The sequence below is a fragment of the Cellulomonas sp. KU4C genome, assembly GCF_056868065.1.
The window spans coordinates 381081-406932 of record NZ_CP200322.1 but is presented as its reverse complement, the minus strand read 5'-3'; the positions used below and the strand labels follow the sequence as shown (position 1 = coordinate 406932).

28 protein-coding genes and 1 tRNA gene are annotated in these 25852 nt (G+C 73.9%); 18 read left to right on the top strand and 11 right to left on the bottom strand.

Translation table 11 applies throughout. The annotated features are described in order from the left end of the window. Positions 1–42: 42 nt before the first annotated feature. Complete coding sequence (gene galE / locus AC1VL8_RS01875; protein WP_483073905.1) at positions 43–1002, bottom strand: UDP-glucose 4-epimerase GalE; 960 nt, start codon at positions 1000–1002, stop codon at positions 43–45. A gap of 262 nt (positions 1003–1264) precedes the next feature. Here galE and AC1VL8_RS01870 point away from each other — a divergent pair, with 262 nt between their 5' ends. From AC1VL8_RS01870 to AC1VL8_RS01840, 7 genes are all read left to right on the top strand, one after another. Next, positions 1265–3370, top strand: a complete 2106-nt coding sequence (locus AC1VL8_RS01870) for a squalene/phytoene synthase family protein (RefSeq protein WP_483073904.1) — start codon at positions 1265–1267, stop codon at positions 3368–3370. After that, a complete protein-coding gene (gene crtI / locus AC1VL8_RS01865; RefSeq protein WP_483073903.1) occupies positions 3367–5043 on the top strand; it encodes a phytoene desaturase family protein in 1677 nt (558 codons plus the stop codon). The genes AC1VL8_RS01870 and crtI overlap by 4 nt, the downstream gene beginning before the upstream one ends. Further along, complete coding sequence (locus tag AC1VL8_RS01860; RefSeq protein ID WP_389231586.1) at positions 5040–5387, top strand: lycopene cyclase domain-containing protein; 348 nt, start codon at positions 5040–5042, stop codon at positions 5385–5387. The genes crtI and AC1VL8_RS01860 overlap by 4 nt, the downstream gene beginning before the upstream one ends. After that, positions 5384–5710, top strand: coding sequence for a lycopene cyclase domain-containing protein (locus tag AC1VL8_RS01855; RefSeq protein ID WP_483073902.1), 327 nt, complete (start codon positions 5384–5386; stop codon positions 5708–5710). Before AC1VL8_RS01860 ends, AC1VL8_RS01855 begins: the two co-directional genes overlap by 4 nt. Then, positions 5707–6579, top strand: coding sequence for a prenyltransferase (locus AC1VL8_RS01850; RefSeq protein WP_483073901.1), 873 nt, complete (start codon positions 5707–5709; stop codon positions 6577–6579). Before AC1VL8_RS01855 ends, AC1VL8_RS01850 begins: the two co-directional genes overlap by 4 nt. 115 nt (positions 6580–6694) lie before the next feature. Beyond that, positions 6695–8434 carry a mechanosensitive ion channel family protein gene (locus AC1VL8_RS01845; protein ID WP_483073900.1) on the top strand — a complete coding sequence of 580 codons (1740 nt, stop codon included), beginning with the start codon at positions 6695–6697 and terminating at the stop codon, positions 8432–8434. A gap of 223 nt (positions 8435–8657) precedes the next feature. Beyond that, complete coding sequence (locus AC1VL8_RS01840) at positions 8658–8942, top strand: hypothetical protein (RefSeq protein WP_483073899.1); 285 nt, start codon at positions 8658–8660, stop codon at positions 8940–8942. Between the two features lie 191 nt (positions 8943–9133). Here AC1VL8_RS01840 and AC1VL8_RS01835 read toward each other — a convergent pair whose 3' ends face one another. After that, a complete protein-coding gene (locus tag AC1VL8_RS01835; RefSeq protein ID WP_389231570.1) occupies positions 9134–9403 on the bottom strand; it encodes a GlsB/YeaQ/YmgE family stress response membrane protein in 270 nt (89 codons plus the stop codon). Positions 9404–9510: 107 nt separating this feature from the next. After that, a complete protein-coding gene (locus tag AC1VL8_RS01830) occupies positions 9511–9858 on the bottom strand; it encodes a VOC family protein (protein WP_483073898.1) in 348 nt (115 codons plus the stop codon). Positions 9859–10004: 146 nt separating this feature from the next. Between AC1VL8_RS01830 and AC1VL8_RS01825 the strand changes: the two genes are divergently transcribed. Next, entirely contained in the window at positions 10005–10613 is a 609-nt protein-coding gene (locus tag AC1VL8_RS01825; RefSeq protein ID WP_483073897.1) for a TetR/AcrR family transcriptional regulator, read from the top strand. Between the two features lie 120 nt (positions 10614–10733). On the opposite strand, the gene AC1VL8_RS01820 is transcribed toward AC1VL8_RS01825, so the two are convergent. The 3 genes from AC1VL8_RS01820 to AC1VL8_RS01810 all read right to left on the bottom strand — a co-directional run bounded on the left by AC1VL8_RS01820 (position 10734) and on the right by AC1VL8_RS01810 (position 11962). Then, positions 10734–11033, bottom strand: coding sequence for a DUF427 domain-containing protein (locus AC1VL8_RS01820; RefSeq protein ID WP_389231562.1), 300 nt, complete (start codon positions 11031–11033; stop codon positions 10734–10736). A 111-nt stretch (positions 11034–11144) separates the two neighbouring features. After that, complete coding sequence (locus AC1VL8_RS01815) at positions 11145–11603, bottom strand: SRPBCC family protein (RefSeq protein WP_483073896.1); 459 nt, start codon at positions 11601–11603, stop codon at positions 11145–11147. Continuing rightward, entirely contained in the window at positions 11600–11962 is a 363-nt protein-coding gene (locus tag AC1VL8_RS01810; RefSeq protein ID WP_483073895.1) for an ArsR/SmtB family transcription factor, read from the bottom strand. The genes AC1VL8_RS01815 and AC1VL8_RS01810 overlap by 4 nt, the downstream gene beginning before the upstream one ends. A gap of 81 nt (positions 11963–12043) precedes the next feature. Between AC1VL8_RS01810 and AC1VL8_RS01805 the strand changes: the two genes are divergently transcribed. Together AC1VL8_RS01805 and AC1VL8_RS01800 are read left to right on the top strand one after the other, a co-directional pair. Next, complete coding sequence (locus AC1VL8_RS01805; RefSeq protein ID WP_483073894.1) at positions 12044–12625, top strand: DUF2231 domain-containing protein; 582 nt, start codon at positions 12044–12046, stop codon at positions 12623–12625. A 14-nt stretch (positions 12626–12639) separates the two neighbouring features. Then, a complete protein-coding gene (locus AC1VL8_RS01800; RefSeq protein ID WP_483073893.1) occupies positions 12640–13215 on the top strand; it encodes a hypothetical protein in 576 nt (191 codons plus the stop codon). A 4-nt stretch (positions 13216–13219) separates the two neighbouring features. Here AC1VL8_RS01800 and AC1VL8_RS01795 read toward each other — a convergent pair whose 3' ends face one another. Next, positions 13220–14242 (bottom strand): LacI family DNA-binding transcriptional regulator, encoded by a 1023-nt coding sequence (locus AC1VL8_RS01795; protein WP_483073892.1) that lies wholly within the window; start codon positions 14240–14242, stop codon positions 13220–13222. A gap of 131 nt (positions 14243–14373) precedes the next feature. On the opposite strand from AC1VL8_RS01795, the gene AC1VL8_RS01790 reads away from it, so the two are divergent. The 4 genes from AC1VL8_RS01790 to AC1VL8_RS01775 all read left to right on the top strand — a co-directional run bounded on the left by AC1VL8_RS01790 (position 14374) and on the right by AC1VL8_RS01775 (position 19676). Then, complete coding sequence (locus AC1VL8_RS01790; RefSeq protein ID WP_483073891.1) at positions 14374–16422, top strand: beta-galactosidase; 2049 nt, start codon at positions 14374–14376, stop codon at positions 16420–16422. After that, positions 16419–17339, top strand: a complete 921-nt coding sequence (locus AC1VL8_RS01785; RefSeq protein WP_389231540.1) for a carbohydrate ABC transporter permease — start codon at positions 16419–16421, stop codon at positions 17337–17339. Before AC1VL8_RS01790 ends, AC1VL8_RS01785 begins: the two co-directional genes overlap by 4 nt. Next, a complete protein-coding gene (locus AC1VL8_RS01780; RefSeq protein WP_483073890.1) occupies positions 17336–18250 on the top strand; it encodes a carbohydrate ABC transporter permease in 915 nt (304 codons plus the stop codon). Before AC1VL8_RS01785 ends, AC1VL8_RS01780 begins: the two co-directional genes overlap by 4 nt. A gap of 79 nt (positions 18251–18329) precedes the next feature. Beyond that, on the top strand, positions 18330–19676 hold the full coding sequence (locus AC1VL8_RS01775) for an ABC transporter substrate-binding protein (protein WP_483073889.1): 1347 nt from the start codon (positions 18330–18332) through the stop codon (positions 19674–19676). A gap of 99 nt (positions 19677–19775) precedes the next feature. Here AC1VL8_RS01775 and AC1VL8_RS01770 read toward each other — a convergent pair whose 3' ends face one another. Then, a complete protein-coding gene (locus AC1VL8_RS01770; RefSeq protein WP_483073888.1) occupies positions 19776–20399 on the bottom strand; it encodes a hypothetical protein in 624 nt (207 codons plus the stop codon). A 182-nt stretch (positions 20400–20581) separates the two neighbouring features. Between AC1VL8_RS01770 and AC1VL8_RS01765 the strand changes: the two genes are divergently transcribed. From AC1VL8_RS01765 to AC1VL8_RS01750, 4 genes are read left to right on the top strand one after another with little or no spacing between them, the layout of a single operon-like run. Beyond that, positions 20582–21040, top strand: coding sequence for a TM2 domain-containing protein (locus AC1VL8_RS01765; protein WP_483073887.1), 459 nt, complete (start codon positions 20582–20584; stop codon positions 21038–21040). Between the two features lie 31 nt (positions 21041–21071). Continuing rightward, on the top strand, positions 21072–21644 hold the full coding sequence (locus AC1VL8_RS01760) for a GNAT family N-acetyltransferase (RefSeq protein ID WP_483073886.1): 573 nt from the start codon (positions 21072–21074) through the stop codon (positions 21642–21644). 35 nt (positions 21645–21679) lie between these two features. Beyond that, positions 21680–23176, top strand: coding sequence for an ATP-binding protein (locus tag AC1VL8_RS01755; protein ID WP_483073885.1), 1497 nt, complete (start codon positions 21680–21682; stop codon positions 23174–23176). Between the two features lie 38 nt (positions 23177–23214). Beyond that, positions 23215–23421, top strand: coding sequence for a hypothetical protein (locus AC1VL8_RS01750; protein WP_483073884.1), 207 nt, complete (start codon positions 23215–23217; stop codon positions 23419–23421). Between the two features lie 14 nt (positions 23422–23435). On the opposite strand, the gene AC1VL8_RS01745 is transcribed toward AC1VL8_RS01750, so the two are convergent. The 3 genes from AC1VL8_RS01745 to AC1VL8_RS01735 all read right to left on the bottom strand — a co-directional run bounded on the left by AC1VL8_RS01745 (position 23436) and on the right by AC1VL8_RS01735 (position 25773). Then, positions 23436–23508 (bottom strand) — tRNA-Lys (locus tag AC1VL8_RS01745). 134 nt (positions 23509–23642) lie between these two features. Then, the gene (locus AC1VL8_RS01740) at positions 23643–24206 is read right to left on the bottom strand and encodes a hypothetical protein (protein ID WP_483073883.1); all 564 of its coding nucleotides are present in this window, start codon (positions 24204–24206) and stop codon (positions 23643–23645) included. A 37-nt stretch (positions 24207–24243) separates the two neighbouring features. Continuing rightward, a complete protein-coding gene (locus AC1VL8_RS01735; RefSeq protein ID WP_483073882.1) occupies positions 24244–25773 on the bottom strand; it encodes a vWA domain-containing protein in 1530 nt (509 codons plus the stop codon). Positions 25774–25852: the final 79 nt, after the last annotated feature.

Genomic DNA, 25852 nt, shown 5'->3' with positions numbered 1-25852 from the left:
CCGGCGCAGGGGGGCACCGGCCCCGGTCGTCAGGGGGCGGCCTCAGTGGGCCTGCCGGGCCTCCCAGGCGCTCGCGACCATCTCGGTCAGCGTGTGCCGCATGACCCAGTCGAGGTCGCGCGCGGCGGCCACGCCGGACGCGACGATCCGGTCGGGGTCGCCGGGGCGCCGAGGGGCGATCTCGGGCTCGAACGGGATGCCGGTGCCCTGGGCCATCGCCGTCATGATCTCCCGCACGGAGACCCCGTCGCCGGACCCGAGGTTGTAGACCCGCTGCAGCTCGCGGCCCTCGGTGAGGGCGCGCGCGGCGGCGACGTGCGAGGTCGCGAGGTCGGCGACGTGCACGTAGTCCCGGACGCAGGTGCCGTCGGGGGTGGCGTAGTCGGTGCCGTTGATCCGGGGCGTGCGTCCGGCGGCGAGCGCGTCGAGCACGAGCGGGAACAGGTTGTGCGGGCTGGTGTCGTACAGCTCGGGGGTGCCGGAGCCGACCACGTTGAAGTACCGCAGCGACGTGTGCTGGAGCTCGGTCGCGCGGCCCTGGTCGCAGAGCAGCCACTCGCCGATGAGCTTGGACTCGCCGTAGGGGGACTCGGGGGCGGTCGCGGTGTCCTCGGTGACGAGGTCGACGTCGGGGGTGCCGTAGACGGCGGCGCTGGAGGAGAACACGATCCGGTGCACGTCGGCGGCGGCCATCGCCTCGAGGAGGTGGACGGTGCCGGTGACGTTCTGCTCGTACGTGTGCAGGGGGCGCTGCACCGAGACCCCGGCGTACTTGAAGCCGGCCAGGTGCACGACGCCGGTGACCTCGTGCTCACGGAGCGCGGCGGTGACGAGCGCGGTGTCGAGGATCGACCCCTCCACGAACGGCACGTCCGCCGGCACGAACCCGCGGTGCCCGGACGACAGGTCGTCGAGCACGACGGCGGGGATGCCGACCTGCCCGAACGCCCGCACCACGTGCGATCCGATGTACCCCGCGCCTCCGGTCACCATCCACGTCATGTCCGCAGCGTAGCGCGATCCGGCGTGCGGTGCTGGTGCTTTCTGCGCGGATGCGTTGGATCATGTGCGTTCTTGCTGGCTGGGTCGCTGGTGCGCGGACAGCGCGACGGGAATCGCCGGGGCGGACAAGTCGTGTCGAACCCGGTCATGCGGCAGAGTGCACGCTGAGGCGGACCCGCCGCCGGGTCGCCGCGGTTCCGGTGGTGCCGCTGGAGGTGCTCAGTATGCTGAGCACCTTGGTCGAGTCCCTGGGAGGTGGCGCGTGCGCAGTGCCCGCAGCCGTACGGACGCGCCGGGCGCCACGAGCCTGGTCGCATCCGCACCGACGTCGCGCCCGCGCGCGGCCGCACCGCGCACCAGCGCGGCCCCGGCCGGGCTGGACGACCGCGTCGACGACGCCCTCGCGGTGGTGCGCGCCCTGCTGGTCGACGACGTCGCCCGTCGGCGCGCCGCCGCCCGGGAGACCGCCGCCGAGCACGCGTCGTTGTGGCGGGCCGTCGGCCAGCAGCTCGGTGCCGGCCGGCTCATGCGGCCGCGCCTGACCGTCGCCGCGTACCTCGGGCTCGGCGGGACGGACGTCGCCGCCGTCGCCCCGGTGGCCGCCGCCCAGGAGATGCTGCACACGGCGATGCTCGTGCACGACGACGTCCTCGACCACGACGAGACCCGCCGCGGCCGGCCCAACGTGACCGGCACCGCCCGGCGCCGGCTCGCCGCCCGCGGGGTCGTCGGGCCCGTCGCGGACGACGCGGTGCTCGCGGCCGGGCTGCTCGGCGGGGACCTGGCGATCGCCGCCGCGTTCGACCTGGTGGTCGCCGCCCCCGTCGACGCCGAGCTTCGCCTGCGCGTCGTGCAGCAGCTGGCCCGGGCCGTCGACACGACGGTGGCCGGCGAGCTGCTGGACGTGACCGGCGCGCTGCACGGCCCCACCGCCGTGGACGCGCTGCGCGTCGCCGAGCTGAAGACCGCCGTGTACTCCTGCTGCACGCCGCTGGCCGCCGGCGCGGTGCTCGCCGGGGCGGACGACGCGGTGCTCGGGGTGCTCGACCGGTTCGGCACCGCCTTCGGCGTCGCGTTCCAGCTGCTCGACGACGAGCTCGGCGTGTTCGGCGACCCCGCCGTCACCGGCAAGTCCGTGCTGTCGGACCTGCGCGAGGGCAAGCGCACCGAGCTCGCTGCGCCTCGCGTACCTGCGCGCGGACGCCGCCCAGCGCGCGGTGCTCGACGGCGCCGTGGGTCGCGCGGACCTGACCGAGGAGGGGGCGGCCCGGGTGCGGGACGTGCTCGTCGGCTCCGGCGCGCTGCACGAGGCCCGCCTGGTCCGCGCCGACGCCGTCCGCACCGCGCGCACCACCGCGGAGGAGGGGCTGCCGGAGGACCTCGCGACCCACCTGACCGGCCTGCTCGACGCGCTCGCCGGGGTCGACGCGTGACCGCCGGGGTCCGCGCCGCCTCCGCCGCGCTCTACGACCGGACCGCCGCCCGCGCGAGCCGCACCGTGCTCGCCGGGTACTCCACGTCGTTCGGGCTGGGCACCCGGCTGCTGGGCCCGCGCGCCCGCCGCGACATCGAGGCCGTGTACGCCCTGGTCCGGATCGCGGACGAGGTCGTCGACACCCGGGGCGGCGCCGACGCCGGTGCGCTGCTCGACGAGCTCGAGGCGCAGACCGCACGCGCCCTGGAGACCGGCTGGTCGACCAACCTCGTCGTGCACGCGTTCGCCCGCACGGCCCGGCGGACCGGCATCGGCCCGGCGGAGATCGACCCGTTCTTCGCGTCCATGCGCGCCGACCTCACGGTGCAGGTGCACGACCGCGCGTCCTACCTGCTGTACGTCTACGGGTCCGCCGAGGTCGTCGGGCTGATGTGCCTGCAGGTGTTCCTCAACGCGGACCGTCGCCCGGGGGAGCCGGTGCGGCGCCCCGACGCGGACACCGTCGACGGCGCCCGCGCGCTGGGCGCCGCGTTCCAGAAGATCAACTTCCTGCGCGACCTCGGCGCCGACTCCGGCGAGCTCGGACGGTGCTACTTCCCCGGCGTCGCCCCCACGGGCCCGACGGACGCGCAGCTCGCGGAGATCCTCGACGAGATCGCCGACGACCTCGCCCGGGCGCGCGCGGCGCTGCCCCGGCTGCCGCGCCGCGCCAGGACCGCCGTGGCCGCGACGCTGGCCCTGTACGACCGGCTGCTCGCGGACCTCGCGGCGACACCCCCCGAGGAGGTGCTGGCGCGCCGCGTGCGGGTCAGCACGCCGCGCAAGCTCGCGGTCCTCGCGGGGGTGGTCGGCCAGCAGGCCGCGGGTGCGGTGCGGGACCGCGTGACCGGCAGCTCGCCGGCGCGCACGACGGACGACGGAGGCAGGGCGTGACGAACCGGGTGGTCGTGGTCGGCGGCGGGATCGGCGGCCTCGCGACCGCGGCGCTGCTCGCACGGGGTGGCGCCGAGGTCACCCTGCTGGAGCGGCACGAGCGGGTCGGCGGGCGCGCGGGGCTGCACGAGGTCGACGGGTTCCGGTTCGACACCGGTCCGTCGTGGTTCTTCATGCCCGAGGTGTTCGCGCACTTCTTCGACCTGCTCGGCGAGGACATCCGCGACCACCTCGACCTGGTGAAGCTGGACACCGCCTACCGGCTGTTCCCCGAGCCGGAGGCGGGCCAGCCGTCCCAGCCGTTCGACCTGACGTCGGACCCCGAGCGGAACTGGGCGACCTTCGAGGCCCTCGAGCCGGGAGCCGGCGAGGCCGTGCGGGCGTACGCCGCCGAGGCGACGGACGCGTACCGGACGGCGCTGGACCACTTCCTCTACACGACGTTCGAGCGGCTCGACCGCGCGGTGGACCTGGAGGTCGCGACCCGGGTCGGCACGCTCGCGCCGCTGCTCACCCGGACGCTCGCCGACAAGGTCGCCGGCGTCACGCAGCACCCGGTGCTCCGGCAGGCGCTCAGCTACCACGCGGTCTTCCTCGGCTCGTCGCCGTACCGGGTGCCGGCGCTGTACTCCCTGATGACGCACCTCGACCTGGTCGAGGGCGTGTACTACCCGCGCGGCGGCATGTACACGGTCATCGAGGCGATCGAGCGGCTGGCCCGGAAGAACGGGGTCACCATCCGCACCGGGGCCGAGGTCGTCGGCGTCGAGGTCGACGACGCCGGCCGGTCGCTGCGGCACCCGCGCCGCACCGGCGTCGCCCGCGGCGTGCGGCTCGCGTCCGGGGAGGTGCTGGCAGCCGACGTCGTCGTCTCCGGCGCGGACCTGCACGAGACCGAGACCGCGCTGCTGCCCGAGCAGCACCGGACCCTGCCGGCGTCCTGGTGGGAGTCGAAGGGCCCCGGCATCTCCGCGCTGCTCATCATGGCGGGAGTCCGCGGCGAGCTGCCTGAGCTGCCGCACCACTCCCTGTTCTTCACGCGCGACTGGGAGGGCAACTTCGACGACATCCTCGGCTCGGGCCGGGTGACGGCGCCGGGCGACCTGCGGGTCCCGGACGTCGCGTCGCTGTACGTGTCCCGGACCAGCGCGACCGACCCCGGCGCGGCCCCGGCCGGGCACGAGAACCTGTACGTGCTGGTGCCGTTCCCCGCCGACCCGGGGATCGGGGCGGGGGAGGCCGGCCGCGCGGAGCTCGACTCCTACGCCGACCGGTACCTCGACCAGATCGCCCGGTGGGCGGGCGTCCCGGACCTGCGCGAGCGCGTGGTGACCCGCCGGGTCGTGGGCCCGGCGGACTTCGCGCGCGACTTCTCCTCGTGGCGGGGCTCCGCGCTCGGGATGGAGCACACGCTCGCGCAGAGCGCGATGTTCCGGCCCTCCGACCGGTCGCCCCGGGTGCCCAACCTGCTGCACGTCGGTGGCAACACCGTGCCGGGCGTCGGGCTGCCGATGTGCCTGATCGGCGCGGAGCTGGTCGCGAAGCGGATGCTGGGGGAGACCTCCCCGAGCCCCCTGCCGACGCCGCTGCGCCCCGGGTTCCTCGACGCCGCGCGCCGCCGCGGCACGTGGGCCGAGCACGGCCCGGCAGGCGCGGGGACGGGCGGCCGGTGATCGGACTCGCCTACCTGGGGGCGCTCCTGGTGTCCCTCGGCGGCCTCGCCGTGATCGACCGCCGCTGGCGCCTGGCGTTCTGGGACGCCCCCCGCCGCGCCGCCCTGACCGTGGGGATCGGCGTCGTCGGGTTCCTGCTGTGGGACGTCGCGGGCCTGCTGCTCGGGATCTTCGCCCGCGGCGAGAGCCCGCACATGACGGGGCTGCTGCTCGCCCCCGAGCTGCCCGTCGAGGAGGCCGTGTTCCTCACCTTGCTCTGCTACAACGCGCTGCTGGTCTGGCGCGGGCTGGACCGGTGGTGGGGTCGTCGGGCGCTGGCACGGGCACAGGAGGCGCGGCCGTGACGAACATCGTGCTCAACGTGATCGTGCTCGTGGTGCTGACCGCCGTGTCGTGGCGGGTGCTGCGGCGGCTGCGGCCCGGGCCCGTCGTGCTCGGGGCGCTCGCCATGTGCCTGCTGACGATGGTGTTCGACACCCTGATGATCGCCGCCGACCTGTACGTCTACGCGGAGGACAAGATCCTCGGCGTCTACCTCTGGGGCGCGCCCCTGGAGGACTTCGCCTACGCGATCGCGGCCGCGCTCGCGATGCCCGTGCTGTGGACGGCGCTCGGTCCGCGCACCACCGCGTCCGCACCGACCACCGACGAGGAGGGTGCCGCGTGAAGCAGGTGCTCGCGGCGTCCCGCCCGTTCTCCTGGATCAACACCGCCTACCCGTTCGCCGCCGGCTACCTGCTGGCGACCGAGGGGCGGGTCGACCTCACGTTCGTCATCGGGACGCTGTTCTTCCTGATCCCGTACAACCTGCTGATGTACGGCGTGAACGACGTGTTCGACTACGCCTCCGACCTGCGCAACCCCCGCAAGGGCGGCATCGAGGGCGCCCTGGTCGACCCGTCGGCGGCGCGCTCGGTGCACCGGCGGATCCTGTGGGCGAGCGCGCTGTCGGTGCTGCCGTTCCTGGTCTACCTGCTGGCCGTCGGGTCGCTCGCCGCCGGGCTGGTGCTCGCGCTGGTCGTGTTCCTCGTCGTCGCGTACTCGGCCCCGGTGCTGCGGTTCAAGGAGCGCCCCGTCCTGGACTCCGCGACGTCGGCGATGCACTTCGTCGGGCCGCTGCTGTACGCGCTGGTGCTGGTCGACGCGGACCTGGGGTCGCGGTCGGTGTGGCCGGTGCTCGTGGCGTTCGTGGCGTGGGGGATGGCGTCCCACGCGTTCGGCGCGGTGCAGGACGTCCGCGCGGACCGCGAGGGCGGGATCGGCTCGGTCGCGACGGTGCTCGGCGCGCACGCGACCGTGGTCGGCGCGACCGTCGCGTACGCCGCCGCCGCCGGCGTGCTGCTGGTGCTGCCGTGGCCGGGGCTGCTCGCCGCGGTGCTGCCGCTGGCCTACGCGGTCAGCACGGCCCGGTTCTGGTCGGTCCGCGACGAGGACTGCGAGCGGGCCAACGCCGGCTGGCGCACGTTCCTGTGGCTGAACCTGGTGGTCGGCTTCCTGGTGACGATGCTCCTGATCGCCATCGCCCTCACCACCTGAGCCCGGCACCTGGGACCGCCGTGTGCAGGTCCTGGGGAGGGGCGGCCGGGGGTCGGTGCTCGGGTGGTCGTCCTCAGGGGGCCGTGGTCCGATGGTCGGCGTGATCCTTGCTGCAGTGGAAGAAGACACGGTCGACACCGCCCGGGACGTCCTCGTCCCGGTGCTCTCCGTCGTCGGCGGCGTGCTGGCGGCGATGCTCGCCGCGGTCGTCATCGGGGTGCTGGTGCGCTCGGCCGCCAAGAAGTCCCTGATCGCCGCGGACCTGGCCCGGCGCGCCAAGCGGCCGCTGCGCGCGGTGCTCATCGTGATCGCGGTGTGGGTGGCGCTGGCCCTGTCGGTGCCGGACGCCACGTGGAACGCCTCGGGGTGGATGGGCGTCGTGCGGCACGTGCTGCTGATCGCCCTGATCGGCACGGCGACGTGGCTGGTCGGGACGCTGGCGTTCGTCGTCGAGGACACCGCGCTCCAGCGCTACCGCGTGGACGTGAAGGACAACCGGCACGCGCGCCGGGTCCGCACGCAGGTCCAGCTGCTCCGGCGGATCACGGTGGCCGTGCTGGTGGTCGTGGCGGTCGCCGCGGTGCTGCTGACGTTCCCGGGCGTGAGCGCGTTCGGCGCCAGCCTGCTCGCCTCCGCCGGGGTGCTGTCGATCGTCGCCGGCCTCGCGGCGCAGAGCTCGCTGGCCAACGTGTTCGCCGGGCTCCAGCTGGCGTTCACCGACGCGATCCGCGTGGACGACGTGGTGATCGCCGACGGCGAGTGGGGCCGCATCGAGGAGATCACGCTCACCTACGTCGTGGTGCACGTGTGGGACGACCGCCGGCTGATCCTGCCGTCGACCTACTTCACGCAGACGCCGTTCGAGAACTGGACCCGTCGTGCCGCGGACCTGCTGGGCACCGTGGAGCTGGACGTCGACTGGCAGGTGCCGGTCGACGAGCTGCGCGTCGAGCTGAACCGCCTGCTCGCCGCCACGGACCTGTGGGACCACCGCGTCGGCATCCTCCAGGTCACCGACGCGGTGAGCGGCTGGGTGCGGCTGCGGGCCCTCGCCAGCGCCGTCGACGCGCCCACGCTGTTCGACCTGCGCTGCTACATCCGCGAGGGCCTCGTGCAGTACCTGCAGAGCGCCGCCCCGCAGGCGCTGCCGCGCACCCGCATCGAGACCACGAAGGGCGCACCCCTGCCTCCCGTCGAGCCCCGCACCGAGCGCGCGTCGCGCCCGGCGACCGGCGCGCACGCGGTGGTCGAGGCGCGGCCGGAGACGGGTCAGCTCGACGCCCGGCTGTTCACCGGCAGCGTCGAGGCGATGGAGCGGTCGCGGTCGTTCACCGGACCCGGCGAGGACGTCATCGCCGAGCGCGAGGAGCACGCCGCGGAGGGCCGCGAGGAGGCCGAGCCCACCCCGGGCCGCTCGTCGGGCGGCCGCCCGGTCGGGACGGTCGCGGCGCCGGGCACGGCCGCGGTCCCGCTCGCGGACGCCCCGGCGGACCCGCCGGCGGACCCCCCGTCCGACCCCACCCCCGCCACGCCGTCGGCCGACGCCGACGCCGCGGCGGCGCGGACGGACGTGGCGGGCACGCCGGGCGAGTCGGGCAGGACCGCCTCCTCGGCGGCCGTGGCTCCGGCCCCGGCCTCCGACCCCACCCCGGCCTCCGACCCCACCCCGGGCTCCGGCCCCACCCCGGCCGCCGACTCCGGGACGATGGTGCTGCCCGCGTACGCCGACGAGCCGACGACCACCGGCGTCACCCAGGTCCAGCCGGCCGTCGAGCCGGACGACGGCACCCCCGCGCCGCCGACGCGCCGCTCGGTCCGCAGCGCCCCGGTGAGCCCCCGGGACGACCGCCGCTGACGGGTCCCGGGACCCTGCGCCCCGGCTCCGCAGCCGGTCCCGGGTGCGCAGGGTGCCGCACCCGGTCGCCCCTGTCGACCGCGCTCCGCGCAGCGGACGGCCACCGTCTTGCCCAGCGGACCCGCGGTTGCGACCTCGCCGCGGGCTGCGCACGGTGGTGGGGACCGATGGCCGCGGCACGTCAGCGTGCGGCGGTCGCCACCGGCAACGAGAGGAGCCGTCCGTGCTCACCTTGACCGAGAACGCCAGCACCGCCGTCCGTGACCTCACCACCCGCGCCGGGCTCCCGGACTCCGGCGGCCTGCGGATCGCGGAGTCCGAGCAGCAGCTCGGGTCGTTCGAGCTCGCGCTCGTCCCCGAGGCCGCACCGGGCGACGAGGTGATCGACGCCGAGGGCGCGACCGTGTTCGTGCCGGAGTCGACCGCGACGCTCCTGGCGGACCTGACCCTGGACGCGGACCCGTCGGCGACGGGCAGCCCGGGCTTCACGCTCACGCCCCAGGGCTGATCCTGCCGGGCAGCGTGCCCGGACGTACAGCGAGGGCCCGCGCAGCCGCCTCGAGCGGATGTGCGGGCCCTCGTCGTGCCGGGCGCGGCGCCGGTGTCCCACCGGTCGCCGGCTGGTCCGGCATGCGGTCCGGCGGTGGTGTCCCACCACCGCCGGACCGGGCTCGTCCCCCTGGGGGGATCAGGCAGGGGTCAGGCGCGGGCGCCCTTGCGGCCGGTCAGCGCGCCGTAGATCAGCAGCACGATGATCGAGCCGCCGATGGCGAGCAGCCAGGTCTGGATCGAGAAGAAGTCCTCGAGCGGAGCGTTGAACAGCACGCTCCCCAGCCAGCCGCCCAGCAGGGCGCCGATGACGCCCAGCAGCAGCGTCACGAACCAGCCCCCGGCCTGGCGGCCCGGGAGGATCGCCTTCGCGATCGCACCGGCGATCAGTCCCAGCAGCAGGAATCCGAAGAATCCCATCAGGCACCTCCATGTCTCGGTCAGAACGAGGGAACAGTCCCACGCGGTGTTCGGCCCCGCATCCCGAGACGGTGTGCCCGCGCTCACAGCGCGGGCACAGCGGGGTGTCAGGCGGCGGGCAGGAGGTCGAAGGCGTTGCCCTCGGGGTCGGTGAGGCGGACCCAGCGGGCCGCGCCGGCGACGGCACCGACGCGCCGGGCGCCGAGCCGGACGAGCCGCTCGGACTCGCGCTCCAGGTCGCCGGTCACGAGGTCGAGGTGCAGGGCGTTGCGCACCACGCCGCCGGCGGGGACGCGGTCGAAGACGAGCCGGGGTGCGGCGTCGTCGGCCACCAGCTCGGCATGGTCGGAGCTGGCGCCGGGTGCGACGTCCCGGCCGAGCGCGGCGCCCCAGAACCGGGCGACGGCGTGGGCGTCGTAGGCGTCGAACGAGAGTCCGTGGAAGGTGCTGGCCATGGGTGCCTCCTGGTGCTGCGGTGCGAGGGTCGCGGCCGTCGTCGACGGGAGGTCGTCCGGCGGCGTACCCTGGAACGGAGGAGCCTCCGTTTCGCTCCGTCGACCTTAACCGGAGGTTCCTCCGGTTCGCAAGGGGGAATGTCCACGTGTCCACGACGCCCGCCGAGAAGCGGACGCCCGCCGAGAAGCCGCTGCGCGCCGACGCCGCGCGCAACCGCGCCCGGCTGCTCGAGGTCGCCGCCGCCGCGTTCGCCGAGGACGGCGACACGCCGCTCGAGGCCATCGCGCAGCGCGCGGGCGTGGGGATCGGCACGCTCTACCGGCACTTCCCCGAGCGGGGCGCGCTGGTCGAGGCGGCCTACCGCCAGGAGGTCACCGCGCTGTGCGACGCCGCCCCCGCGCTGCTCGAGGCGGACCGGCCGGCGGTCGAGTCCCTGCGCGAGTGGATGGGGCGCTACGTCCGGTACGCCGCCGCCAAGCGCGGCATGGGTGCCGCCCTGCGCGCCGCCGCCGGGTCGGACTCGTCGCTGTTCGCGGAGACGCGCGAGCGGATCATCGGCGCGATCGAGGTGCTGCTCGCCGCGGGCCGCGCCGACGGGACGGTCCGCCCGGACGTCGACGGCGAGCAGGTGATGCTGGCGATGGGTGGCGTCTGGAACGTCCCCGACTCCGACCGGTGGGCGGAACGGGTCCGCGGCCTCCTCGACCTCGTCGTCGACGGCCTCCGCTACGGCGCCCCCGCCAACCCGACCTGACCCCCACCCCCCCCGCGCCGATCGCCGGTCGAGGTCGAGGGTTTCGCGCGAGGTCGAGGGTTTCACGGGCCGGTCCCGTCATGAACCCTCGACCTCGCGAGGCGACCCGCAGGCGGGCGGTCAGGACACGGACACGCCCGGGCCGAATGCGACGAAGCCGCTGAAGTCCGCGCCGACCCGGTCGAACGCCGCCGGGTAGGGGTCCGGGTAGGACCAGGCGAGGTCGGTCCGCAGCGCGTCGCCGTCGCGGACGGACCAGTACTGGCACACGCCCTTCCACGGGCAGGTGTAGGGCGTCGGGGAGGCGACGAGCTCGGCCCGCACGCTCGACGGCGGGAAGTAGACGTTGCCCTCGATGTGCAGGACGTCGGACTCGGGCGCGTCCGCGAGGACGGTGCCGTTCAGGGTGGCGGTGGGCATGCGGGCCTCCGGGGGTCGGGTGCGGCGCGGTGCGCGCCGGTTGGGCCGACGGTAGGTCCGCCGGCCCGACCCCGCACGCGCGGCCCGGGGCCGGCGCCGTGCCCCTGCGCCTCAGCCCCGTGCCAGGTAGGCCGCGATGCGGTCGAACGCCCCGCCCCACGCGTGCTCGGCGAAGAAGTCCCGCACCTCGGCCGACGGGAACCCGCTCTGCACCACGCGCATCAGCGTGCCGCCGTCGGCGGCCTCGAACGTGACCTCGACCCGCGTGGTCATCGTCTGCCCGTCGGGGAAGCTGCCCACGGACTCGGTGACCAGGCGGTGCGGCCGGTCGATCTCGAGGAACGTCTGCACCTCGGTGAACAGCTCGTCCCGGTTCGGGCCCCAGACCGCGGTCTGCTGCCCGCCGACCCGCAGGTCGACCTCGATCTCGACGACGCCGGGCTCGGTGTCGAGGATCGCGAACCAGATCCGCTGCTGCTCGGCGTCGGTGTAGGCGTCGAAGACGACCTCGGGGCTGGCGGGCAGCAGGCGCTGCGCGCGCAGCTCGAGGTCGGTCGCGTCGGTGGTCATGTCGGTCGTCCTTCCGTCGGCGGCGCGTCGTCGCGGTCGCGCTGCAGGGTGAGGTAGGCGTCCAGGCCGTCGAGGCGGCGCTCCCAGAGGCGCTGGTAGGTCGCGATCCAGGACAGGGCGTCGTCGAGCCGCTCGGTGCCGAGCCGGCACTGCCGGGTCCGGCCGACCTTGCGGGTGACGACGAGCCCGGCGTCCTCGAGCACCCGGACGTGCTTGGTCATGCCGGTGAGCGTGATGCCGTGCGGCTCGGCGAGCTGGCCGATGGTGGCCGGGCCCTCGCCCAGGCGGGCCAGGACGTCGCGCCGGGTCGCATCGGACAGGGCGCGGAACACGCCGTCCAGGACCTCGTAGTGAACCATGTGGTTCACCGTAACACTGAACCGCGCGGTAGACCATTCCCTCGTCGTGCGGGACCGCGGGCGCCGGGCGATGCTTCCCCCATGCACGACGACGAGGCCCTGCCCCTGCGGCTCACCCGACGGCTCGAGAGGTCCACCCGGCTCGACGCCGTCGTCGACCGGGCCCGGCCGGTGGTGCTGTCCGCGCTGCGCGCGCAGCCACGGGTCGCCGCCCTGCTGCACGGACGACCGATCGGGCACGCCGCGCACCCGCTGACGACCGACCTGCCGATCGGGTTCTGGGCGAGCTCGACCGTGCTCGACCTGGTCCCCGGCGGCGACGGGCGGCGCCGGGCGAGCGACCTGCTGCTCGGCCTCGGCGTGCTGTCCGCCGTCCCGGCCGTCGTCACCGGACTGGCCGACTGGGCCGTGTCGGACCGCCGCACGCTCCGGGTCGGCACGGTGCACGGCGCGCTGAACGACGTGGCGCTGGGGCTGTACGGCGCCTCGTGGCTGCTGCGCAGAGGTGGTCGTCGCGGGCTCGGGGTCGCCGTGTCGCTCGGCGCCGGCGGCGTGCTCGGCGTCAGCGCCTACCTCGGGGGGCACATGGCGTCGCGCCTCGGCTCGCCGCCGACGACCGCCTCCGGCCCGGGCGAGCCCGCTCCGGAGCTGCACCCGCGGTGACGGCGCCGCCACGCGTGCCCCGCCTGCTGCTGCGCGGCCCCGGTGGCGCGGTCCGGGTGCTCGGGCTGCTCTCGGCGGCCGTCGCCCTCCTGCTGCGCGGACCGGTCGACGCCGCGCTGCTCGCGCTGGTGCTCGCGGGCCTCGTCGTGCCGGTGGCGGCGGGGATCGGGCCGCGCCTGGACGCCGCCTACGGCCTCGGCCTGCTCGCGGCCGCGTGGTCCGGGGCGCTGGACCTGTACGAGACGGTCGCCTGGCTCGACCTCGTGATGCACCTGGTGGTGACGGGTCTGGTCGCGGCGGTGGCGCACGTGGCGGTCGCGCGGTGGACCGGCGCGGTGGCGGACCCCGGCACGCTGGTCGGCGGGCGCGCCCGCGCCGGGTCGGTGGCCGTGACCGCGGCGCTCGGGCTCGCGCTGAGCGTGCTCTGGGAGGTGGGGGAGTACCTCGGGCACACGTACCTCGACCCGAGCATCCACGTCGCCTACCGGGACACCGTCGGCGACCTGGTGATGGGCGGGCTCGGCTCGACGGCGGCGGGCGTCGCGCTCGTGCTGGGGCCGCGGCGGCGGGAGCCCCGGCAGCGCGCCTGAGCCGTCAGGCGCTGTCGCGCCAGACGACCGGGGTGTCCAGCAGGATCGCGCTGGGACCGGTCTGCTCGCCGGCGATCTGCGCGAGCACGCTCTGCGCGGCCGCACGGCCGAGTCCCGCGGCGGGCTGGCGGACCGTCGACAGCTGCGGCGTCACGCGCCGGGCCCACGCGGAGTCGTCGAACCCGACCAGGCCGACGTCCTCGGGCACGCGGCGCCCGGCGCGGCGCAGGGCGTCCAGGGCCCCGGCGGCCAGGGCGTCGGAGGCCGCGAACACGCCGTCGACGTCGGGGGCGCGCTCGAGCACCGCGGACATCGCGGCGGCGCCGGCGGAGTAGGAGTACAGGTCGACCGGCTCGACGAGCGCCGGGTCGAACAGGTCGCCGAGCGCGGCGGTGAAGCCGGCGAGCCGGTCGGTGCCCGAGTCGCGGTCGAGCGCCGCGGCGATCATCGCCACCCGGCGGCGGCCGGTCGCGAGCAGCCGCCGGGTGATCTCCCGGGCGGACGCGACGTTGTCGATGCCGACCCAGGACTGGTCCTCGAGGTCGGGCGGGTGGCCGACGAACGCGACCGGCAGCTGGGCCGTGCGCATCACGGCGGTGATCGGGTCGTGGGCGCGGGCGGAGACGACGACGGCCCCGTCGACGAACCCGCCGCGCAGGTAGCGGGCGACCCGCTCGGAGTCCCGGTCCGAGCCGATGACCAGGCAGACCATCTGGTAGTCGTCCTCGGACAGCGCCTCGTTGGCGCCGAGCAGGATCTCCCCGATGTTCGGGTCCTCGAGGAACAGCGAGTGCGGCTCGTGCACGACGAACCCGACGGCGTTGGTGCGCTGCCGGACCAGGTTGCGCGCCGTGGTGCTGGGGACGTAGCCGACCTTGCGGATCGCCGCCTCGATGGCCTCGCGCGCCTCGGCGGAGACGTACCCCTCACCGGTCAGCAGCCGGCTGATCGTCCCGCGGGACACGCCGGCCTCGCGGGCGACGTCGTGCACCGTCGCGCGCTTGCGGCGGGGCGGGGTGGTCGTCACGGGCCCACTGTAGCGACGCCGGGGGGCTTGACAGCGGGACTCAGGTCGTTAGTGTGTGCACGTTCACACATCCGGATCGGGCGATTTGGCCGTGGTGGTGTGTGCACGTGCACACAAAGGAGTCGCGCACGATGACGACCACCGTCGCCCCGGTCACCGACCCGGCACCCGCCCGGTCGACCCCGACCTTCACGCACCCCGGCATCGCGTTCGGCTGCGACTGGAACCCCGAGCAGTGGGACCGGTCCGTCTGGCGCGAGGACGTCGCCCTGATGCGCGACGCCGGCGTGGACCTCGTCGCGATCAACGTCTTCGGGTGGTCCACCGTCGAGCCCCGCCCGGGCGAGTACGACTTCCGGGACCTCGACGAGGTGATGGACCTGCTCGCCGAGCACGGCGTCCGCGCCAACCTCGGCACCGGCACCGCGTCCACCCCGCCCTGGCTGACCACCCGGCACCCCGAGGTGCTGCCCGTCGCCGCCGACGGCACGACCCGCTGGCCCGGCGGTCGGCAGGCCTGGTGCCCGTCGTCGCCCGTCTACCGCGAGCGGTCGCTGGCCCTCGTCGAGCAGGTCGCGCGCCGCTACGGCGACCACCCCGCGCTGGCGCTCTGGCACGTGTCCAACGAGCTCGGCTGCCACAACGCCCTGTGCTGGTGCGACACCAGCGCGGCCGCGTTCCGCGACTGGCTGCGCGCCCGCTACGGGGACGTCGCCGCGCTGAACGCCGCCTGGGGCACGACGTTCTGGAGCCAGCGGTACGGGTCGTTCGACGAGGTGCTGCCGCCGCGCGTCACCCTGTCCACCCGCAACCCCGGCCAGGTGCTCGACTTCCACCGGTTCAGCTCCGACGAGCTGCTCGGCCAGCTGCGCGCCGAGACCGCCGTCCTCCGGGCGCACTCGCAGGTGCCGGTCACGACCAACTTCATGGTCACCGACCACATCCGGAACCTCGACTACCTCACCTGGGCGCCGCACGTCGACGTCGTCGCGAACGACCACTACCTCGACCACCGGCTCGCCGACCCGACCACCGAGCTGGCGTTCAGCGCCGACCTGACCCGCGGGATCGCGGGCGGGGCGCCGTGGCTGCTGATGGAGCACTCCACGGGCGCGGTGAACTGGCAGCCGGTGAACGTCGCCAAGGGTCCCGGCGAGATGCTGCGCAACTCTCTGACCCACGTCGCCCGCGGCGCCGACGCCGTCTGCTTCTTCCAGTGGCGCGCCTCGACGCAGGGCTCCGAGAAGTTCCACTCCGCCCTCGTGCCGCACGCCGGCACCGCCTCCCGGCAGTGGCGCGACGCCGTCGAGCTCGGCGCCGTGCTGGACCGCCTCGACGAGGTCGCCGGCTCCCGGGTGCAGGCCGACGTCGCGGTGCTGTTCGGCTGGGAGTCCTGGTGGACGGTCGACGGCGAGAACGTCCCGTCGACGGCCGTCCGGTACCGCGAGCAGGTCGTCGCCACCTACACCGCGCTGCGGGCGCAGGGCGTGACGGTCGACGTCGTCGGCGCCGACGCGGACCTGTCCGGCTACCGGCTGGTCGTGGTCCCGACGCTCTACCTGGTCCGCGACGAGCAGGCCGCGGCGCTCACCCGGTACGTCGAGGACGGCGGCACCGCGCTGGTGACGTTCTGGTCCGGCATCGCCGACGAGCACGACGCCGTGCGGCTCGGCGGCTACCCGGGCGCGTTCCGCGACCTGCTGGGCATCCGCGTCGAGGAGCTCGCCCCCGTCCTGCCCGAGCAGGTGCTCACCCTCGACACCGGCGAGCGCGCCCGGCTCTGGAGCGAGCGCTCCGAGGTCGTCGACGCCGAGGTGCTGTCCCGGTACGCCGACGGACCCGCCGCCGGCGAGGCCGCGATCACCCGGCGCGCCGCCGGCAGCGGCGCCGCCTGGTACGTCGGCACGGCGCTCGAGGCACCCGACCTCGCCGCGCTCGCCGGCCGGGTGCTGGCCGACGCCGGCGTCCCCACCGACCCGGACCTCGCCGCCGCGGGGGTGGAGCGCGTCGTGCGCGCCGCCGCCGACGGCCGGCGGTGGACCTTCCTCGTCAACCACGCCGCGACCGACGTGGCCCTGCCCGCCCGGGGGCACGAGCTCGTGACGGACACCGCCGTCGCCGTCGAGCTCGTCGTCCCCGGTCGTGCGGTCCGCGTCCTGCGAGAGGAGCCCGTCCGATGACCACCCTCACCGCGCCGCCCGCGGCCGCGACGCCCGGGGTCCGCACCGCGCGGCCACGTCGCTACGGCCGCGCGATCACGTTCTTCGTCGCCCCGTTCGGCCTGCTGTTCCTGGCGTTCTACGTCGTGCCGATCGGCTACGCCGTCTACCAGTCGCTGCTCACGGTCGAGCGGGACGGCACGTTCGGCGCCGCGCGCACCGTGTTCGGCGGGCTCACCCAGTACCAGCAGGTGTTCGCCGACGAGGCGTTCTGGTCGTCCATCGGCCGGGTGCTCGTGTTCGGCGTCGTGCAGGTGCCGGTCATGCTCGGCCTGGCGCTGCTGTTCGCGCTCCTGCTCGACTCCCCGCTGGTCAAGGGCAAGAAGTTCTTCCGGCTCGCCTACTTCGTGCCGTACGCGGTGCCCGGCGTGATCGCCGCGATCATGTGGGGCTTCCTGTACTCCCCGCAGCTGTCGCCGTTCACGGCGCTGACCCAGAACGTGCCGATCCTCGGCGCCGACCTGGTGATCTGGGCCATCGCGAACGTCGTGACCTGGGTGTACGTCGGCTACAACATGCTCATCATCTACTCGGCGCTGCTCGCCATCCCCGGCGAGGTCTCCGAGGCCGCCGTCCTCGACGGCGCCAGCCAGACCCGCATCGCCTGGTCGATCAAGATCCCGATGGTGCTGCCCGCCATCTCGCTGACCGCGATCTTCTCGATCATCGGCACCCTCCAGCTCCTCGCGGAGCCGCAGGTGTTCCGCTCGTTCAGCTCGGCGGTCACCTCGACGTTCACGCCGAACATGACCGTCTACACGACCTCGGCGGTGCCGAACACGAGCCTCGCCGCGGCGTTCTCCGTGGTCCTGGCGCTCGCGACGTTCGTCCTGTCGTTCGGGTTCCTCAAGTTCTCGCAGCGCCGGGAGGCACGATGACCACGCTCACCGCACCCCCCGCGAAGCCGCGTCGCCGCGGGCCGGCGCCCGCCACCTCGCCCGGCCGCTCGGTGCGCACCCCGGTGCTGCCGCGGATGGCCGCGATGCTGGTCATGGCCGTGTTCACCGTGTACTTCCTGCTGCCGATCTGGTGGCTGCTGGTCGCGTCGTCCAAGACCCGCGGCGACGTGCTCAGCACGAACGCGCTGTGGTTCGCGGACCTCAACCTGGTCGAGAACGTGCGCGCGGTGCTCACGTACAAGGACGGCCTGTTCGCCCAGTGGATGGGCAACTCGCTGTTCTACGCCGGCGTCGGCGCGTTCGTCGCGACCCTGCTGGCCTCGATGTGCGGGTACGCCCTCGCGAAGTACGCGTTCCGCGGCCGGGAGGCGATCTTCAACGTCGTCCTCGGCGGGGTGCTCGTGCCCGCCACGGCGCTCGCGCTGCCGCTGTTCCTGCTGTTCTCCCGCGTCAACCTCACCGACACCTACTGGGCGGTGCTGCTGCCCAGCGTCGTCAGCCCGTTCGGCGTCTACCTCGCCCGGATCTACGCCGCCGCGAGCGTCCCGGACGAGCTCATCGAGGCCGCGCGCCTCGACGGCGCGGGGGAGGTGCGCACGTTCTTCGGCGTCAGCATCCGGCTGATGACGCCCGCGCTGGTCACGATCTTCCTGTTCCAGTTCGTCGCGATCTGGAACAACTTCTTCCTCCCGCTGATCATGCTGCGCGACGAGCGGAAGTTCCCGGTCACCTTCGGGCTCTACCAGTGGAACACCCAGCTCAACCAGATCCCCGAGCTCAACACGTACGTGCTCGTGGGCTCGCTGCTGTCCATCGTCCCGCTCGTGGTCGCGTTCCTCGCGCTCCAGCGGTTCTGGCGCGGCGGGCTCGGTGCGGGGTCGGTCAAGTGACCCCGCCCGCCTGATCCACCCCCTGCTGTCCCCCCCACCCCATCCGAGACACATCCCTCGACGAAGAAGGAGCTCTCTCATGCAGCACCGCACGCGCAGGAGCGTCACCGCCCTGCTCACCACCACCGTCCTGGTCGGCGCGCTGGCCGCGTGCTCGTCCGGCGGCGACAGCGGCTCCGGCGACGGCGGCTCCGACGCCGCGGCCTGCGAGCCGTCCGACGGCAAGGTCGAGCTGTCCTACACGTCGTGGATCCCCGGCATCGAGGTCGCCGTGGACGCCTGGAACGAGGCCAACCCCGACATCCAGGTCACCGTCCAGACCGGGCCGAACGGCAACGGCGGCACCTACCAGAACTTCTTCAACCAGCTGAAGGCCGGCAACGCGCCCGACCTCGGCCAGATCGAGTACGACGCCCTGCCGAACTTCCGCGTCCAGGACGGCCTGACCGACCTGTCCGCGTGCGCCGACGTGGTCGCCGCGCAGGACCAGTTCGTCGACTGGACCTGGGGCCAGGTCACCCTCGGCGACGACGAGTCCGTGTGGGCCGTCCCGCAGGACTCCGGCCCGATGGCGATGTTCTACCGCAAGGACCTGTTCGAGCAGAACGGCATCGCGGTCCCCACCACGTGGGACGAGTACGCCGAGGCCGCCAAGCAGGTCCGGGCCGCCGGCGGGTACATCACCAACTTCTCGACCGCCGACGTCAACCAGCTCGCCGGGTTCGTCTGGCAGGCCGACGGCCAGTGGTTCAGCAACGACACCGACGGCTGGTCCGTCACGCTGACGTCGCCGGAGTCCGAGAAGGTCGCCGACTACTGGCAGGGCCTGCTCGCCGACGACCTCGTCTCGACCGTCCCCGCGTGGACGACCGAGTGGGACAACGCCTACAACACCGGCCAGGCCTGGACCTGGACGTCGGCCGTCTGGGGCGCGAACTCCATCGCGTCCGGCGCGCCGGACACCGCCGGCAAGTGGGCCGTCGCGCCCATGCCGCAGTGGGAGGCCGGCGACGCCGCCGCGGGTAACTGGGGCGGCTCGTCCACCGCGGTCTTCAAGGGCACGGACCACCTCTACGAGGCGACGAAGTTCGCGCTGTGGCTGAACACGTCCGAGGAGGCGCTGACCATCCTCAACGAGGAGGCCAACATCTACCCGGCCACCAAGGAGGGTGCGTCGCTGCCCGTGCTCCAGGAGGGCGTCGAGTTCTACGGCGGCCAGAAGATCTACGACGTCTTCGCCGAGGCCTCGGCCCAGGTCAACCCCGACTTCGTGTGGGGCCCGACCATGACGCAGGTCTACAACGACGTGTCCGACGGCCTGAAGAGCGCCGCGTCCGGCCAGGGCACCATCCCGGAGGCGCTGGAGTCCGCCGAGGGCAAGACGGTCTCGGCCCTCGAGGCCCAGTCGATCCCGGTCAAGAAGTAGCCCGCCACGGCTGACCGGCTGGCTCGCTCGCTGGTCCGCCGAGACAGGACCGCCGCGCCGAGGTAGGACGTCCCGACGTCCTACCTCGGCGTCGGCGTCCTATCTCGACGCGGCCGGCTCGGGGGTGGGCTCGGCGGCCGGCTCCGGGACCTTCTTGAAGATGATCTTGAAGATCGGGAAGAACACGCAGTACGAGATCAGCGCGTTGATCAGCATGGTCACGACGTCCGCCGCCGTCTCGCCGGTGCCGCCCCAGCGCTCGATCATCCACTGGTAGATCGGGTCCTTGTAGAACCCCTGCAGGCACGCCGCCAGGAACGTGATGACCACGTACGCGACCGCGTACCAGGCGGCCGCCACCCGCGGGTCGGAGTTCGACTTGAACGCCACGTTGCGCTGGAGGAAGAAGTTGATGACCTGCGCGATCAGCAGCGTCAGCTGCACCGCGAGGAAGTACGCCAGCCCGCCGCCGCCGAGCGGCAACGCCCCCGCCGGGTAGTCGAACACGAAGAACGTGCTGCCGTCCGCGTTCGTGCTGACCGGCAGCACCTGGAACGCCGCCTCCACCAGCGGGGTCTGGTTGAACAGCCACTTGAACAGCGGCATGAGCGCGAGCTGCAGCGCCGTCATGCCCTGGCTGATCACCGTGAACAGCGCGAGCTGCGCGACCGCGGGCCGGCGCTCCTCGAAGCCCTGCCACGCGCTGCGGATGCGACCGACCATGCGACGTCCTCGTTCCGGGTCCCGGCGCCCGGCTCGTCCCGGACCCCGAGGACAGCCAAACCGCTGCCGCACCCGCTCGGGCGCCGTGGGCGACAACCTGTCGCGATGCGTGCACATCCTGTCGCGCGGCAGACGGCTGAACGGCCCCGGCCCCACGACGAGGTCGCGCTAGGGTCCGGCACATGAGCGATCAGCAGCCCCCGGGCGGCCCGCAGCCCTGGGACGCGCAGCAGCCGTCCGCGATGCAGCCGTACCAGCAGCAGCCGTACCAGCAGCCGTACGCCGGGCAGCCGGGCGGCTACGGCCCCGACTACGGCTACGCGTACCCGCCCGCCGCCGGGCCGGTCGCCTACGGCGTCGACCCGTACACCGGCGTCGCGTGGTCGGATAAGAACCGGACCACCGCGGGCCTGCTGCAGCTGCTGCTGTCGCTGGTCGGGGTGTGCGGGGTCGGCCGGCTGTACGCGGGCCAGATCGGCATCGGCCTGACCCAGCTGATCGGGTTCATCGTGGGTTGCGTCCTGATGGTCGTCCTGATCGGGTTCGTCATCGCCCCGGCCATCTGGATCTGGGCCGTCGTCGACGGGATCGTGCTGCTGTCCAGCGGCGGGCGCGACCAGTACGGGCGCCAGCTGCGGTAGCCGCTCCCGGCGCGCGGTCTACCCTGCCCGGGTGAGCGCACCGCACCCGGAGATCGCCTGGCCGCTGACCACCGACCGGCTCGTCCTGCGCCCGGCGACGCCCGAGGACGCGCCCGCCGTGTTCCGCTACCGCCGGCTGCCCGAGGTCGGGCGGTGGCTGACCTCGCTCCCCGTGGACGAGGCGGAGTTCACCGCGCGCCTGCTCCAGCCCGACCACCTCGGGCCGACCGTGATCGTGGAGGAGGACGGCCGCGTCGTGGGCGACCTGCTCCTCCGCGTCGAGGACGGGTGGGGACAGCAGGAGGTCGCCGCGGCGGCCGCGCGCACGCAGGCCGAGATCGGCTGGGCGTTCGACCCGGCGGTCCAGGGCCGCGGCCTGGCGACGGAGGCCGTGCGGCGGCTGGTCGACGCCTGCTTCACCGACCTCGGGCTGCGGCGGCTGACGGCGGTGTGCTTCGCGTACAACGAGCCGTCCTGGCGGCTGATGGAGCGCGTCGGGATGCGGCGCGAGGGGACGTTCCGCGCGGACTCGCTGCACCGGGACGGGCGGTGGCTCGACTCGTACGCGTACGGGCTGCTGCGGGAGGAGGCGGGTGTACTGTAATCGTAGTTACAATAACTACGTTTACAGGAGACGCCGTGCGTAGGCCGGACGACCTCTACGACAGGACGCGCGAGTGGGACGACCTGGCCGACCTGGTCAGCTCCGACGCGCCGGGCCTGCGCATCGCGATCGTGTCCGGACGACGCCGCCAGGGCAAGAGCTACCTGCTGCGACGCGTCGTCACCGCTGCCGGAGGTCTCTACCACCAGGCGCAGGAGGTCGGGCGGACCCAGGCGCTCCAGCGGTTCGGGGACGACGTCGCCCGCGAGCGCGGCCTGCCGGCCGGGACCGTGCGGTTCGACGACTGGGAGGCTGCGCTGCGGACCGCGCTCCGCCTCCCCGCGCGCGGAGAGAGGCCGCCGGCGCAGGCGGTCGAGGGCGGTCGTGCTCTCGTGCTCGACGAGCTGCCGTACCTGCTCGCGCACTCGCCGGAGATCCCCAGCGTGCTCCAGGAGCTCTACGACGAGTCGCGTCAGGCCTCTGCGCACTCGCCGGCCACGGTGATCGTGTGCGGCTCCGCGCTCTCGGTCATGACCGAGCTGCTCTCCGGGCAGAAGCCGCTCCGCGGGCGGGCGACGCTGGACCTGACCGTGCACCCGTTCGACTACCGGGACGCGGCGGGGTTCTGGGGGGCGTCCGACCCGGAGGTCGCCTTCCGGCTCGGCGCGGTGTTCGGCGGCACCCCCGGCTACCGGGCGCTCGTCGAGCAGGAGCCGCCCGCGACCGTCGACGAGCTCCCGCGCTGGCTCGCGCGCAACGTCCTGAACCCGTCGCACGCCCTGTTCACCGAGACCGACTACCTCCTGCGGGAGGACCCGCGAGTGCGCAGCAAGGAGCAGTACGTCTCGGTGCTCACGGCGGTCGCGGGCGGACGGCACCATCAGAAGGAGATCGGCGCCGCGGTGGGCCGGGACCACAACCAGCTGCGGCACCCGCTGGACGTGCTGGTGTCGTCGGGGTTCCTCACGCGGGACGCCGACGTCCTGATGCCGTCGCGGCCCCGGTACGCCGTCACCGACCCCATCGTCCGGTTCGAGGCGCTGATCACCGCGCCGAACCGCGCGCTCCTGGAGGAGCGGGAGGTCGAGGCGGTGTGGGAGCGGGCGGCCGCCACGTTCTCCTCCCAGGTGCTCGGGCTGCACTTCGAGGAGATCGCCCGCACCTGGACCCGTCGGTACGCCGGCGACCGGTTCGGGGCCCCGCTCGGCCGTGTCGGCTCGGCGGTGCTGAACGACGCGACGCAGCGCTCCCGGCACGAGGTCGACGTGGTCGCGCTGCACCGCGACCACGAGGGCCCTGGTCGGCCACCGGTCGCCGTGCTCGGCGAGGCGAAGTCGTCGAACCGGCCGCGGACGACCACCGACCTCCGCAGGCTCGAGCGGATCCGCGACCTGCTCGCGGCGCAGGACGCGCGGGACGGGGGCGCGCGGCTCGTGCTGTTCGGGCGGTGCGGGTTCGACGCGGAGCTGATGGCGGTCGCCGCGGAGCGGGACGACGTGGGGCTCGTGACGCTGGGGGAGCTGATGGGATGAGCGGGTTGGGTGCGCCGCGAAAGGGAGGTGGTCAGGAGATGGAGGGCTTCCGCTTGGTGCTGGCCAGCAGCAACGGCGATCGCGAGGGGATGGCGCTCGAGCTGCAGACAGTCAGTGGTGAGCAGGTCGCCGACGTCTTCGAGTTCGAGGACTCGGGTCGGCGGACCGTTCGGTTCTACACCGAGTCGGACGTTCCGCTGGTCGTCGTCGAGTGGCTGCTGGCGGAAGCCCGGACACGGCTCTGAGCGGATCGACGAGGTGGGCCCCGTGGGGATCGAACCCACAACCCGCGGATTAAAAGTCCGCTGCTCTGCCAGTTGAGCTAGAGGCCCCGGCGCGCGCGGGTGAGTGCTCCGCGTGCGACGGCACCGACGGTACCGCCTGCCCGTGGCCCCCGGCCCCCCGCCCGTCCGGGCGGCCAGGTGTTCCCGTGGTGGCTCGGGGACGTGCACCCCCGCGGCGCCGCCTAGAACAGGCCCAGCACCCAACCGACCACCAGCAGCACCACGGTCAGCCCGGCGACGACGACACCGGCGACGGCCGCCCCCGTCGCGGAGCGCTGCGTCCGTCCGGCCCGCTCGACCCAGCCCTGCTCCGCGACCACCGCGCGGATGTGTTCGTGCGCCTCGGCCGTGTCGAACCGATGCGACTCCCATCGCTCCCACCGCCCGGACGGCGAACGCCCGAGGGTCGTGCTGAGCGACACCTCCTGGATCCGGCCGCGGCGGCGGGCGACTCGCATCGTGCTCGCGTCGACCGCCGGGACCCGCGACCCGGAGCGCCGGCTCACCTCGACGTGCTCGTCCGTGATCTCCACGAGCTGCGTGTCCTCGTGCAGCACGACGTGGTGCTGCACGACCGTCCGGCGCTCGCGGCCGTGCTGCTGGGCATACCACTGCTCGTCCGCGAGGTCCCTGCGCACCACGAGACCGTCGGTCGTGCGCTCGACCACGTACGCCGTCCCGTCGAGGCGCTCGGCGAGTGCCTGGAACAGCTCGTCGGCGGGCGTGGCGGGGGAGTCGTCGGTCACGGCCGCATCGTGTCACGCGTCGTCGATCGCGCCGCGCTCACCCCGTGATCCGCTCGTACTCCCCGACCAGCCCCACGAACTCGTCCCGCAGCCCGTACGGGTCGTCCCCGAGCGCGTCCTGCGCGCGGGCGCGGGCGCGGTGGGTGTCGGCGCCGTCGGCGTGCTCGGAGCCGGACGCCACGAGGCCGAACTCGACGACGGCGGACGCGAACCGGAAGTCCGCCGACGGCGAGCGGGTGTAGGCCTTGGCGCCGGCGGGGACGACGACCTCGGTGCTCTCGGTCGCGCCGGGGTCCTTGTAGCGGACGTGCACGGTCAGGAAGTCGTCCGAGCCCGACGTGGTGCGGCGGGAGTAGTCGAGGTCGTCGCGGGGTCGCTTGCCGTCGGCGGGCACGAGCTCGTAGAACGCGGTGACGGAGTGCCCGGCGCCGACGTCCCCGGCGTCCTTCGTGTCGTCGTCGAAGTCCTCGTCCTCGAGGCGCCGGTTGTCGTAGCCGATCAGGCGGTACTCCGCGACGGTGGCGGGGTTGAGCTCGACCTGCACCTTGAGGTCCTGGGCGACGACGAACATCGTGGAGTCGAACTCGTCGACGAGGACCTTGCGCGCCTCGTCGAGGGTGTCGATGTACGCGTAGTTGCCGTTCCCGTGGTCGGCGATCGCCTCCATGGTGCTGTCCTTGAGGTTGTCCATGCCGAACCCGAGGACCGAGATGTGCACCCCGGTGCGGGCGTGCTCCTCGATGAGCTCGGCGAGCTCGTCGGGGCCGGACGGGCCGACGTTGAAGTCGCCGTCGGTCGCGAGCACGACCCGGTTGTTGCCGCCCTCGATGAAGTTCTCGGTCGCGAGCTCGTACGCGGTCTCCAGCCCGGCCGCCCCGCCGGTGGACCCGCCGGCGCTGAGGTCGCGGAGGATCCCGACGAGCTCCTCGCGCCGGTCGCCCGGCACGGAGTCCGCGAGCACCTGGTCGCTGCCGGCGTAGGTGACGATCGAGACGGTGTCGTCCTCGTCGAGCTCCTCGACGAGCAGCGCGAACGACTCGGCGAGCAGCGGCAGCTTGTCGGGTGCGTCCATCGAGCCGGAGACGTCCAGCAGGAACACGACGTTGTTGCCGCGGCTGGTCGGGACGGCGTCGGTCGCCTGGACGCCGATCATCGCGAGCTGGTGCTCGGGCGCCCAGGGGGCGTCCGCGACCTGCGTGGTCACGGTGAACGGGTCGGCGGCGTCGGGTGCGGGGGCGGGGTAGTCGTAGTCGAAGTAGTTGACGAGCTCCTCGATCCGGATGCCCTCGGGGGCGGAGCCCTGCGCGAGCTGGCGGCGCATGGCGCTGTACGACGCGGTGTCGACGTCGGAGGCGAACGTCGACAGCGGGCTGGTCGCCACGTCCTGGAACGCCTGCTCCGCGGAGTCGTCGAACTCCACCCGCGGGTCGGTGGGGGCCTGGCGCCACTGCTCGGTGGTGGCGGCCTCGTCCTGCGCCGTCCCCTGCCCGTACGAGGCGTCGGTGGACCCGCCGGCGGTGCACGCGCCCAGCACCCCGAGCAGGGCCACCGAGGCTGCGGCGACCACACGCTCCCGTCGACGCCACGAGGTTCCGGTACGGGCTTGTGCTGCCGGCCGACCACGCATGTGAGCCTCCATCGTCTGA

What these genes read in the sequence shown, in the direction of transcription:
- AC1VL8_RS01810 (WP_483073895.1), bottom strand. Translation starts at nt 11,962, where the DNA reads ATGGTTCACTACGAGGTCCTGGACGGCGTGTTCCGCGCCCTGTCCGAT.
- AC1VL8_RS01835 (WP_389231570.1), bottom strand. Translation starts at nt 9,403, where the DNA reads ATGGGATTCTTCGGATTCCTGCTGCTGGGACTGATCGCCGGTGCGATC.
- AC1VL8_RS01820 (WP_389231562.1), bottom strand. Translation starts at nt 11,033, where the DNA reads ATGCCCACCGCCACCCTGAACGGCACCGTCCTCGCGGACGCGCCCGAG.
- AC1VL8_RS01765 (WP_483073887.1), top strand. Translation starts at nt 20,582, where the DNA reads ATGAGCGATCAGCAGCCCCCGGGCGGCCCGCAGCCCTGGGACGCGCAG.
- AC1VL8_RS01815 (WP_483073896.1), bottom strand. Translation starts at nt 11,603, where the DNA reads ATGACCACCGACGCGACCGACCTCGAGCTGCGCGCGCAGCGCCTGCTG.
- AC1VL8_RS01780 (WP_483073890.1), top strand. Translation starts at nt 17,336, where the DNA reads ATGACCACGCTCACCGCACCCCCCGCGAAGCCGCGTCGCCGCGGGCCG.
- AC1VL8_RS01770 (WP_483073888.1), bottom strand. Translation starts at nt 20,399, where the DNA reads ATGGTCGGTCGCATCCGCAGCGCGTGGCAGGGCTTCGAGGAGCGCCGG.
- galE (WP_483073905.1), bottom strand. Translation starts at nt 1,002, where the DNA reads ATGACGTGGATGGTGACCGGAGGCGCGGGGTACATCGGATCGCACGTG.
- AC1VL8_RS01775 (WP_483073889.1), top strand. Translation starts at nt 18,330, where the DNA reads ATGCAGCACCGCACGCGCAGGAGCGTCACCGCCCTGCTCACCACCACC.
- AC1VL8_RS01830 (WP_483073898.1), bottom strand. Translation starts at nt 9,858, where the DNA reads ATGGCCAGCACCTTCCACGGACTCTCGTTCGACGCCTACGACGCCCAC.
- AC1VL8_RS01750 (WP_483073884.1), top strand. Translation starts at nt 23,215, where the DNA reads ATGGAGGGCTTCCGCTTGGTGCTGGCCAGCAGCAACGGCGATCGCGAG.
- AC1VL8_RS01785 (WP_389231540.1), top strand. Translation starts at nt 16,419, where the DNA reads ATGACCACCCTCACCGCGCCGCCCGCGGCCGCGACGCCCGGGGTCCGC.
- AC1VL8_RS01805 (WP_483073894.1), top strand. Translation starts at nt 12,044, where the DNA reads ATGCACGACGACGAGGCCCTGCCCCTGCGGCTCACCCGACGGCTCGAG.
- AC1VL8_RS01790 (WP_483073891.1), top strand. Translation starts at nt 14,374, where the DNA reads ATGACGACCACCGTCGCCCCGGTCACCGACCCGGCACCCGCCCGGTCG.